Below are 10722 nucleotides of genomic sequence, written 5' to 3'. Positions count from 1 at the left end.
AGTAGAATTTTCTCGGCAAGATATCTGAGGAGATTTTTGATGAAGACAGCACGATACAGCGACGCACAGATTATGGGCATCCTGAAGCGGGCAGCTCGATTGGGGAAGCGTCTCCTCTAAGTCGTTCTATCACTCTTTCAGCGTCGAGTTCGTCACTCAGAGGAAGCAGGCCGTCCCCATCATCCTCCATCGGCAAACCAAGGTCGTCATCCTCAAAGCCGTCAGCGGCTTCATCTGGCCACTCTGGCGGCAGCTCTAACGTGCTAGTCGGGAGACCGGAAAGGATTTCATCAAAGATACGCTCGGCGGCATTAACCATACTAAAACTCCCGCTTCGGTTCATTCTTGCTCTACGATGCACTGAAACGTTGTTTGAGTATAGAATTGAAAAACTTCGTCGCCCTTCGCCTTCTGGCTGACATCACCAACACACAAACTTAGTGTGTGATGAGCTAGCCGAGGAGCGCCGATGGCCAAACTGAACGCAGAGACGCATGTGCTATTGAATGGCGCTGTGAAGGTCTATCAGCGCGGCAACAGCAAGCGTTGGCTTGCCACGTTTCAGATTGACGGGCACCCTGCACGAAGGGAGCTTCATCCTGGAAGTTCAATTGTCGCCAACAAGTAATAAATTGCATCCTCTCGCTAATGGAGAGGAACTGGAAGACGGGCCGTTTGAAAATCAACACTAGACACTGTCAGGAGAGGGCATTTTTGAATGATATTACCAATCGATCTATCGGACGAACCACCGCTACGTGACATAAATATTCCAAATGTGACCACAGAATTTGGAGAGATATCGTCCATGAAACCTAATGAGGCGACTGATGTCTTGTACGAGCTTACCAATTACTACTGGCTTGAACACGACGACAGCGGCGAAGTGTTTAAATTATTGATTTTGCGCGCTGAAATACAACATGACCTTGATGAGCTTGAGAACCTGGGACTTGGTCAATATTTTGTTAAGAAATGACCTGACTACCACACTTAGCTTTAATAGATGACCTATTCTATTGGCTAAACGAGCACTTGAGGCAGCATGAAAGTGTGACGGGTCCAGCTTGGTAACAAAGTCGAAAACACAGCTTTGAGTTATTTCAACTTTCAATGCCGGTCCTACCGGCTGGTTGATACACAGTTTTTCAGTGCTAAAGTGACACGCGACATCCAGGAAGGGGCTCAAGCATTTGCACAACCTTGAAGAACTAGATGAATCTCAAATCGAACAAGACTTCGCCAACCAAGGAAAAATCGCTGCGCTCTGCACTAAGGTCTCCTATGCGGACTACTCTGCCATTCAAATGGATTTGTGGAACGGCGGTTCTGTTTGGCTTGCAGACATCCAGCAGCCTAGACTTTATGCGCTGTCCACTGCGCATAAGTGAATGCAGAACTGTGCAATGAGAAACCGGTAGAGCTTCAATGACGCGGGATGTACTTGGCCAGTTAAACGACCTCTCGGGAGCTTGACGGTGCTCAGTGCTTTTCGAGTGCCTCTTTGAGCAAGCCGAATTCGCCTGATGACATTTTGACAGTCTCCTCTTCGCCGGGGAATTGTCCCTCAACGACGGCGGCTCGAAACCCTCGGAGCGCCTTGGCCCGTTCGGACGCGAGCTTTTTGCGAATAGTGAGCAGGTCACCGAATGCCCTTGCGTGACGCGGCGGATTTTCAACATCTCCACAGATATCCTCAAGATACAGCAAGACGACATCGGCGGATGGGCCTGCCCCGATGGAATGGGTCACGAGGTTTGAATGGTGGCGAATGGCATCAAGCGCATCTGATGCCACACATTCCACCTCAACCGCGAATGCACCGGCATCTTCCAACCTGCGAAACTGATCCAGCAGCGTCAGCGCCTCTTTTGCCGTCTTTCCTATTATACGCAGACCGCCAACTTGCGTTGATCGGCGTGGGATCAGGCCGAGATGGCCTTGAACGGACAAACCTTCTTTCGCCAACATCTCAACCACTTCAAAACTGCGCGGCGTCTGTATTGAATCGGCTCCCGCCTCGGCGGCCTTCATTGCGGCACGCAGAATCTCATCTTTAGTCACGTATTGCGACATCGGCAGTGCAGCGTTGATAAAGATTTGCGGGGCGGCGGCGCGGATGGTCGGCGTCAGCTCATCCCAAATCGACAAATGGTCAATACCCGCCTCGGCGCAGGCTTGGGCCTCCTCGAATGTGTTGGGCACCGTTGAGGTAAATTTACGAGTTCCACGCAGTTGGATGAAGTCAGCAACTGTCAGGAACCGTTGTGCGGGCTCGCCGCCGTATGTGTAAATGTTCTTGAGCTTCATGTTTCTCGTCTCTTACGGCGCTAGCGTTTCTGTATGGCCGTCCACAGCAAGTATCTGACCTGAGATTTTGGACCCTGAGGGGGACGCGAGGAAGCGGATCGTATTGGCGACGTCCTGAGCTGTGACCCATGTCTTCATCGACACGCCTTTGACATAACTTTGGCGCACAGCATCAATGGCTTGTCTGCGTGCGGATGCCTCATTCTCGATAACGCGGTCCATGCGCGGCCCTTCTACCGCGCCCGGGCAGATGGCGTTCACGCGCACGCCAGCCTCGCCCAGCTCCATCGCGAGGGTCTTTGTCAGGCCAACGATGGCCCACTTTGCTGATGCGTAGGGGCTGCGCAGGGGATAGCCCATTTGCCCAGCAGTCGAGGAGGTCAGGCAGATCAAGCCGCTGCCTTGCGCACGCATGAGCCGGGCGGCCCATCTGCAGGTCAGGAAACTGCCGTGCAAATTGGTTGCCACGCAGTGCTGCCATTCGTCGAAGTCGAGCGTTTCAATGCGGCCCGCTGGCCCGCCTGTTCCCGCATTTGCACAGACGACATCAATCCCCTGCCATCTCTCTTTAAGTTGCTGCAAAAAGGCGTCCATTTCCGCCTCGTTTGTGACGTCAACCTGGCCAGCAATCAGCGTCGGATATGCCTCCTGCATCGCGGCAAGCTGGTCGCTATCCACATCGCAGATCGCGACATCTGCGCCGTCGGCGAGGAATGCTTCGGCAATGGCGCGCCCGATGCCGGCGGCTCCGGCGGTCACAAGGATACGTTGTGTCATGATTTACTTCCGCAATGCTGTTGGTTTCTTGCGCGCACGCACCGTGCGCAGCCCTTCGGCGGTGCCGTCATGGAATGACCCAAACCAGCGGTCCCAAGGCATTTCCGCCGTACCGTAGTTGCACTCAAAATACCGATGATGCAGCTGGTGGAAGAATGTCCCCATCTCCATCCGCGCATTCTTGCCAAGGATCAAAGCGTCATAGCCAGAGTGGGACGTCGTCGTCGCCAGCGTCAGCCAATAGCAATGAAACAGCATGTGAATGGGGTGCGACGGGACGACCAGATGGATCAGCAGCGATGACAGGTACAACACATGTTCGATCGGGTGCATCGAAAAGCCCGACCAAGGCCCGACCGCAATATTGCGGTGATGGACTGAGTGCACGCGACGGTACATCGGGGCCCAATGCAGGAACCGATGCGCCCAGTAAAAGTGGAACGAGTACCAAACGCCAATCAAAGAGAACCACAGGACGAACCAAACCGGATTTGCGCTCAGCGTTACGGTTGGCAGCACACTATTGGCATAGCCCCACCAAAGACCGGCCTCATAGATCGTCCAGATGCCCACCCCACTGATCAGGGAATAGGCCACATTGTCCCAAAGCTGACTGCCAAAGGCAAAAATGCGGGCCTTTGCAGTTGGCCCCCGGCGATCATACCGCAAGGCATCGCCTTGCTTCTTCCATGTGTAAAGCCAGAGATGCAAAATCGTCGCAAACGCCACGAGCATCGCAATATTGCGCAGCCAAATCGCAGCGATCCAGCCGGGCGCCAGTGTTTGGGTCTGCTCCAGGGGCGGCTGAAGCCAGCTCCAAACAGCAAATGCGATCACGACGTAGAGCAACAGTTCCGAAATCGGCAGCCAAGCGCCAGCGTACCATCTCAACGAGGCAAAGGGGCGGGGCGGCTTTTCAAACACCGGCGATGTATTGATTGGCAAATCGGGATGCCAGTTCCATTCGCGGCTTTCGCCAGCAGGTGTGCCTGCCGTCAATTCGGATGTGTTTGTGGTCGCTGACGACATAGGGCCCCCTTGGCTGGACGTAAAATTCACCCAGGACGCTACCCCAGAAAATCGCCGTCAGATATTGCAATTGTCAACAGACTTGATATCAGAATTGATATGAACAACCGGCGACCTCATCTTCCCTCTACGCGGTGTCTCCTTGCTTTTGAGGCAAGCGCGAGACTGCAGAGCTTCACAGCCGCTGCACAGCAGTTGAACACATCGCAGTCGTCGATCAGCCGCCATATCGCCGAGCTGGAAGCTGCTTTGGGCGCATCGCTCTTTGAGCGGCACAAGCAACGCGTGCACCTCTCAGAACAAGGGAAGCACTTGTACCTTCGGGTCAGTCAGGGGCTGGACAGCATCCGCGATGGCCTGCAGGTGATTGCAGATTGGGATGCCGACCTACCGGTCACAATCGGATGCACGCACGCGATTTCTCACCTGCTGATTATGCCAGTCTTTGATCGCCTACAGCATGCGATGTCCGATGTCGCGAAAGTGCGGGTCATCACATCGGAATACGAGGCCTTGGATGCGCACCTCGACCCACAAATCGACATTGTCTTCGACTATGACGTTGGCAACCTTAACGCAAACGACTTTGTTTTGTTGTTTGCTGAGGCCGTCAAACCGGTGTGCGCGCCTGGCTTCAAGGAACGGCATGCCAAAGAACTCTCAGCGCCGTCATCGCACTGGCAGGGTTTCGAATTGCTGGAGATGGCCACGCCGAACCGGGGCTGGGCAAATTGGGAAGATTGGTTTGCAGCCAACGGGATCTCTGCCAGCGCGCGCCCGACCACCAGCTTTAACAACTACGTCTACCTGTTGGAGGCTTGCGCATCTGGCCGAGGCCTTGCTCTAGGTGCACGCGGCATGGTCGACACCTATTTGTCAAATGGTCGGTTGGTCCAAGCTTATGATGACTACAAGGAATATGACCGTGGCTTTTACGCCGTGCTTACCGAGCGCGGACGGTCTAAAAGTGCCGCGTACCGTTGTCTCGAAGCCCTCGCGGACTTATGCACGCTAAGCACTTAGCTAGATACCACACCGAGCTTCCGCTTTGGATTACTCAACTGACATTAATACGATCTGCAGCATCTTGCACTATGGGCTCCAAGCCGTCATTCGCTGCATTTTGCACCGATATCCGTTGCTCTGCAAAGCCGCCGTTGGCGTCACCGTGCGCCGATTTTGGCAACGCGGGACGATGAAGACCTTGCGGCCCGCTCAACCAATGGCCACTTTTTCAGACTGCCGATGCAGCGAGAAGCAGCATGGGCGGATTCCGGACTATCGCTGCAGATGCAAATAGATGGCTATCACGTGCGCAAAGCGACCTTGGCCTTGAGCGGCTGACAGCAGCGATCATAGTCATATAGGGAATAGCGTCCGATCAACTGGAGCACGTTTGCGGCAACCGTAACTACCATGAAATTGCGGAAAATTCTGCTGTCAGGTCCCGTTCTTTATGACAATCAGGAAGCCATCTGAAGCTGAGTTTCTGTTCACATACACTTTGCACTGCTTCGGGATAAATACGGAAATCTGCCAAACTAGGAGCCTCCGAGGTTGCTTAATCTAACATACATCAGTTTTTCTAAGGAAAAAGCGCAACAGTTCAAAAACTACTTTCCAATGAGAATTCGGATAGGAATGGCACGATGCCACTGCCAATAGCGCGGGCGGATAGGCCGTTTTCCCCGGCCGAGATATTCAGTTGCGCCAAGCCACGATGGTCGTAATGCGATGAAATTGCGGTGCGAATTTTGTCGATCAGCTTGAGCGTCAGTTTGGGGTGCAAACTGCTGTCTATGACAATCGCATCAGGGTCCAAGAACGCCTGTACGGACATCGCGGCAAAGGCAATTTGCGGTGCTGCATTTTCCAGCCATTCATGAAAAATCGCTGTGCAGGGCGCACCTATATCGTCATCGTGATAAAAACTTTCCTCGTTCAGACCTGCCGCATTTGCGGCTTGTTCCAGATAGTGCAGCGACGCCCCTTCCAGCAATTGCGGTGCGACCCCCGAAGAGGTGGCCGCAATCGGCAAGGACGCAATCGCCCCGGCCAGATTGTGTTGCCCATTGAAAAGCTGGCCGCCAATTGCAACCCCGCCACCAATAAATGTCCCGATATAGAAATAGGCGAAACAGGCGTGCCGCGCACTGTTGCCCAAAGCAATTTCCGCCAAACACGCAGCCGAGGCATCATTGAGCGATTTGACAGGCAAGCCAAAGGCTTCGCTAACATCATTGGCAAGATCCGCATCCGCCCAATCCGCCATTTCACCAGCGGGCGCACCAACAGTGGCTTCCCACGCGCTCAGATCATCAGGAATCGCCATTCCGATCCCAACCACTTTGTCTCGCTGCTGCTGCGACATTTCCCCGAACAACGCGTCAATATTGCTCAAGACATCGCGTTTGATAGTTTCTAAATGTGGGAAGTCGTAACGCTTCACCAACCGTTTCACGATCTTATAGTCAAACGACATGCTGGCAACTTCCAGCGATCGCCTGCCCACTTTGATTCCGATCGAAAGAGCGCCTTCCGGGTTGAGCGAGTACGGAGTCGATGGCTGCCCGACCTTGCCCTTTACGGCCTTACCAGCTTTCAACAACCCTTCTTCCACCAAACGGTTCACGATGACCGTTGCGGTTTGCGCGCTTAGTCCCGATGCGCGCGTCAGGTCCGCCTTGCTCATCTCACCGTCGGTGCGGATGAGATTGATCAGCAAGCGCTCGTTATAAGGCCGTAAGCTATTTTGCACCTTCGAGGTTGACTGTGTTTTCTCGTCTTTTGGCACGTTAGATCTTTCTCGATTTCGAAGAGGTCGGGTCGCATCGTAAATCAGTTGGGGTGAAAAACCACTCCTTTGCGCAAAATCACATTTGCAAACAGATCCTGCTCACTCGTTGCTACAATAGCATGGCACCGTTTGATGCGATCATAGAATGTGGCTCCGTGGGCTATTTCTATCTGATCAGCGCGCAGGTGTGTTTGCAGCGCCGCTTCAATTTCGATGTGGATAGGATCGGGCGTCTCAGGTGCGTTCACGTTCCGTGTGCGCATCGCAGGCCGCGCAACATCGGCATCCAGCGGAAGAACGCTTAGAACTGCTTTGAGGACCGGCACCAGTCGCAAACCATCTGCCCGCACCAAACGTTGCGCATGGTTTTCTGCCGGATAGTTGCCGTCTACGATTGCCAGTTCATCCCCGTGGCCCATGGACCGCAATATTGAAAGCAATTCGGGCCCGAGTATTGGGTCAATCCCTTTCAACATCAGATGTAGCTCGCGTTTTCATGAACGTCTTGATCCACACCTGTGATCATCGCGACAACATCGTTGCCGCTTGCGGTCTTGGCATCGAGAACACCGGCGATCCGGCCCTGACGGAACACGACGATCCGGTCGACGAGATTGAAAACCTGACGCAGATTGTGGGACACGATGATGACCGGAATGCCGCGTTTCTTGAGGCCGCGAATAATGTTTTCCACGCGGGTTGTTTCTTGGATGCCCAAGGCAGCTGTCGGCTCGTCCATGATGATCAGTTTTTTTCCCCAACCAGCCGCACGGCTGATCGCGACACACTGGCGTTGACCACCAGACATGCCTGCCACGGATTGCTTTGTATCCGGAATTTTGATGCCGGTTTCTTCAAGGAGCTCATCAGCACGTTGGACCATCGCCTTTTTCTTGAGCCACGACAGCGGTCCGAACTCAAAGTAGACCTCTTCGCGCCCCAGAAAAATATTGGCCGGCACATCGAGGTGATCAGCAAGCGCGAGGTTTTGATAAACTGTCTCGATTCCATGGGAACGTGCTTCATTTGGTGCCTTGAAGTTCACAGGCACGCTGTCAATGAAGACTTCACCTGCGGTGCGTTGTTCAACACCTGTAATATTGCGCACAAAGGTTGATTTGCCTGCGCCATTGTCTCCGACAATGGCGATATGCTCATCCGCGTACATTTCGAAGTTCGCATCGTTGAGTGCCTGAACGCCACCGTAGTGCTTTGTTAAACCACGTGTTTCTAGTATGATTCTACGTTCATCAGTCATCAGTGTCCTCCCAGACGCGACTCTTAGTTCGGGCCGAACAGGCATCATCAGTGCGGACAAGTCAATAGTTAAATCAAGTTGATTTAAGTATTGACAGATTGCCACATTCGGTTTTTATAAGGGCTCACTAGGTTAGAATCCCATGCGGGACTAACCAATCTTTGGGAGGAGAATATCGTGAAAATGAACCTTAAATTCGCTGGTGTAGCTGTTGCTGCACTTTTGGCTGGTAGTGCTGCAAGCGCGCAGGACGTTATCGGCTACATTACAAAATCCGCAACGAACGCGGGCTGGATGATGATCAACCAAGGCGCAGCCGATGCTGCCGCAGAAGAAGGTGTTAACCTCGTTTCTGTTGGTCCAGCATTCCAGGGCGATCTGTCCAGCCAGCTTGAGGTTTTCGAAAACCTCGTGGCACAGGGCGCGGCTGCAATCGCAATTGCACCAGTTGACAGTGCAGGCATCGCGCCCGCTGTGAATGACGCAATGGGTGCAGGCATTCCTGTTGTAGCAATCGATACAGGCGTTGATGGCGCGGCCGTTACGTCCTTTGTTGCGACAGACAACTACGCAGTTGCAAAGGTACAGGGCGCTGTTGCGGCCACACAGATCGAAGACGGTCAGCCAATCATTTATGTGACTGGCAACCAAGCACAGTCCACCGGTCAAGAACGCAAGAACGGCTTCATGGAAGCATTTTCAGCAGCGCGTCCAAACTCTGAAATTCTGTTGGTCCCAACAGAGTGGAACAGCCAAGAAGCGCAAGAAGGTGTTGAAGCTATCTTGAACAGCCGTCAGGACATCGTGATGGTTGCTAACGCTTGGGACGGCGGGACAATGGGTGCAAAAGCTGCTCTTGAAAACCTGGGCTTCGGCGCTGGTGACGTGAAGCTGGTTGGCTTTGACGGCGCTGGTGACGCGATTGCAGCCATGGACGAAGGTTGGGTCCATGTCGATACAGCACAGATGCTGTACCAGATGGGTTACCAAGGCATCAAAGCGGCTGCAGCAGCGGCACGTGGCGAAGATGTTTCCCCACGTATCGACACCGGTTTCTTCCTGGTGACACCATCAACTTCTGGTGTTTACAAAGCAATGGTCGGCATCGAGTAATCGACTGACCTAACCTCAAAGGCGCGTCGTTTGACGCGCCTTTTTTTCATGCACGAACATCTCATTCACCGGTGGACAAAAAGATGACAGACGTACCCGAATCTCAGGCAAGCCATAGCTTTCAAGACCGCATTGTGCTGGGCTTGGTGAAATTCTTTAAGGCTGAGTGGTCAGGCGCTTTTCTTGCCATCCTCATCCTTGGGATTGCAATCGAACTTGCGTCTTCCGGGCGTCCGTTCTTTCATCCATCAAACCTGATGACGATCCTGAACAACTCTGCTGCCATCGGTATCGTGGCCGGAGGGATGACGCTTGTTATCATCACAGCCGGGATTGATTTGTCCGTCGGGTCTGTCATGGGGATGACAGCTGCGCTAACGGGTTATGTTGCGAGTTTCTGGGGCTTTCCGCCATATCTTGCCATCATGACCGGTCTGGGAATTGGGCTTGCCATTGGGGCGTTCAATGGATCGTTAGTCGCTTATTTTGGGATGCCAGCCTTTATTGTCACCCTTGCGGGATTATCGATTTGGCGCGGCACGGGTCACCTTTCTACCGGGGCTCAAGCCTCACCAAAACTACCCGAAACCTTTGACTACTTTGGCCGTTACAACCCGTTTGCAGGGCTGCGCGACGCCTACAAGGAAGGCACACTTACCGGCGGTTGGGAACGTTTCGGCGCATTCGTGGATGACAACTGGATCAACTTCTTCCGGACATTCCAGATGTCGATGCTGATCTTTATCGGTTTCTTCATTTTGCTCACGATCATCATCTCAAACACACGCTATGGTCGCTGGGTCTATGCCATCGGATCGAACGAACCCGGTGCGCGTCAGGCCGGTATCAACACACCGCGCTACACGCTGATCACCTATATGTTCTGTTCCTTCTCAGCCGCACTTGGCGCCTTGTTGTTCCTTGGCCGCGCGCCTTATGCAAAATCCGACTACGGACAAATGTGGGAACTGGACGCCATCGCAGCTGTGGTCATCGGGGGCACATCGCTTTTTGGCGGGCGCGGATCGCTATGGGGCACGTTCATGGGCGTGATCCTTTTGAAGTTGATCAACAACGGTCTGACGTTGGCACAGCTCGACACCTTCTGGCAGATGGTTGTGACGGGTCTTATCATCCTTGTGGCGGTTGGTCTTGATATTGTGCGTCAGTCCGGTAACCCGGAAAGCGTCCGCAAGCTGCTGGGGGCGATTGCGGCTGTCATGGCCTTCCTCGCGCTGATGACGCCGGGCGCTATCTTCTTGCGCGCAAAAATTGCAGTGCTGGAGCATAACGCATCCGTCGACTTGCGCGAAGCTGGCACACAGCTCGCTGCAGGACAAAATGCGCGTCTTTTGTCGCCTGATGACATTACGCAATTTGAAGCGGCTGCGTCGTCAAACCTACTGGCAATGCTTCTGCTGTTGGCCCTGTTGGTCGC

General features: G+C 53.6%; 13 protein-coding genes. 6 read left to right on the top strand and 7 right to left on the bottom strand.

Going from position 1 to position 10722, the window contains the following annotated elements; genetic code table 11:
- Window positions 1-70 precede the first annotated feature (70 nt).
- Window positions 71-343, bottom strand: a complete 273-nt coding sequence (locus tag QZ197_RS11945) for a hypothetical protein (protein ID WP_296432215.1) — start codon at window positions 341-343, stop codon at window positions 71-73.
- Between the two features lie 126 nt (window positions 344-469).
- Here QZ197_RS11945 and QZ197_RS11940 point away from each other — a divergent pair, with 126 nt between their 5' ends.
- The 3 genes from QZ197_RS11940 to QZ197_RS11930 all read left to right on the top strand — a co-directional run bounded on the left by QZ197_RS11940 (window position 470) and on the right by QZ197_RS11930 (window position 1391).
- Window positions 470-628, top strand: a complete 159-nt coding sequence (locus QZ197_RS11940) for a hypothetical protein (RefSeq protein WP_296432213.1) — start codon at window positions 470-472, stop codon at window positions 626-628.
- Between the two features lie 90 nt (window positions 629-718).
- The gene (locus QZ197_RS11935; protein WP_296432211.1) at window positions 719-979 is read left to right on the top strand and encodes a hypothetical protein; all 261 of its coding nucleotides are present in this window, start codon (window positions 719-721) and stop codon (window positions 977-979) included.
- A gap of 214 nt (window positions 980-1193) precedes the next feature.
- Window positions 1194-1391, top strand: coding sequence for a hypothetical protein (locus tag QZ197_RS11930; protein WP_296432210.1), 198 nt, complete (start codon window positions 1194-1196; stop codon window positions 1389-1391).
- A 91-nt stretch (window positions 1392-1482) separates the two neighbouring features.
- Here the strand turns inward: QZ197_RS11930 and QZ197_RS11925 are convergent, their stop codons facing one another.
- The 3 genes from QZ197_RS11925 to QZ197_RS11915 are packed head-to-tail and all read right to left on the bottom strand — an operon-like array spanning window position 1483 to window position 4116.
- A complete protein-coding gene (locus QZ197_RS11925; RefSeq protein ID WP_272146599.1) occupies window positions 1483-2310 on the bottom strand; it encodes a 3-methyl-2-oxobutanoate hydroxymethyltransferase in 828 nt (275 codons plus the stop codon).
- Window positions 2311-2322: 12 nt separating this feature from the next.
- Window positions 2323-3087 carry an SDR family oxidoreductase gene (locus QZ197_RS11920; RefSeq protein ID WP_272146600.1) on the bottom strand — a complete coding sequence of 255 codons (765 nt, stop codon included), beginning with the start codon at window positions 3085-3087 and terminating at the stop codon, window positions 2323-2325.
- A gap of 3 nt (window positions 3088-3090) precedes the next feature.
- On the bottom strand, window positions 3091-4116 hold the full coding sequence (locus QZ197_RS11915) for a sterol desaturase family protein (protein WP_272146601.1): 1026 nt from the start codon (window positions 4114-4116) through the stop codon (window positions 3091-3093).
- Window positions 4117-4215: 99 nt separating this feature from the next.
- Here QZ197_RS11915 and QZ197_RS11910 point away from each other — a divergent pair, with 99 nt between their 5' ends.
- The gene (locus QZ197_RS11910; RefSeq protein ID WP_216035662.1) at window positions 4216-5139 is read left to right on the top strand and encodes a LysR family transcriptional regulator; all 924 of its coding nucleotides are present in this window, start codon (window positions 4216-4218) and stop codon (window positions 5137-5139) included.
- Window positions 5140-5722: 583 nt separating this feature from the next.
- Here QZ197_RS11910 and QZ197_RS11905 read toward each other — a convergent pair.
- From QZ197_RS11905 to QZ197_RS11895, 3 genes are all read right to left on the bottom strand, one after another.
- Window positions 5723-6841 carry an ROK family transcriptional regulator gene (locus tag QZ197_RS11905; protein ID WP_296432207.1) on the bottom strand — a complete coding sequence of 373 codons (1119 nt, stop codon included), beginning with the start codon at window positions 6839-6841 and terminating at the stop codon, window positions 5723-5725.
- A 113-nt stretch (window positions 6842-6954) separates the two neighbouring features.
- Window positions 6955-7389, bottom strand: coding sequence for an RbsD/FucU domain-containing protein (locus QZ197_RS11900; RefSeq protein ID WP_273508328.1), 435 nt, complete (start codon window positions 7387-7389; stop codon window positions 6955-6957).
- Window positions 7389-8171: an ATP-binding cassette domain-containing protein gene (locus tag QZ197_RS11895; protein WP_273508327.1), complete on the bottom strand. Its 783-nt coding sequence runs from the start codon at window positions 8169-8171 to the stop codon at window positions 7389-7391. Before QZ197_RS11895 ends, QZ197_RS11900 begins: the two co-directional genes overlap by 1 nt.
- Before the next feature lie 183 nt (window positions 8172-8354).
- On the opposite strand from QZ197_RS11895, the gene QZ197_RS11890 reads away from it, so the two are divergent.
- Both QZ197_RS11890 and QZ197_RS11885 read left to right on the top strand, forming a co-directional pair.
- On the top strand, window positions 8355-9284 hold the full coding sequence (locus QZ197_RS11890; protein ID WP_296432206.1) for a sugar ABC transporter substrate-binding protein: 930 nt from the start codon (window positions 8355-8357) through the stop codon (window positions 9282-9284).
- A gap of 83 nt (window positions 9285-9367) precedes the next feature.
- Window positions 9368-10722 (top strand): ABC transporter permease (locus tag QZ197_RS11885; protein ID WP_296432205.1); only part of this gene is annotated, 1355 nt, incomplete at its 3' end.

This window comes from Yoonia sp. (genome assembly GCF_017854415.1).
Lineage (GTDB): Bacteria > Pseudomonadota > Alphaproteobacteria > Rhodobacterales > Rhodobacteraceae > Yoonia.
The sequence above is the reverse complement of the archived record's forward strand: the minus strand, read 5'-3'. Positions and strand labels throughout refer to the sequence as shown.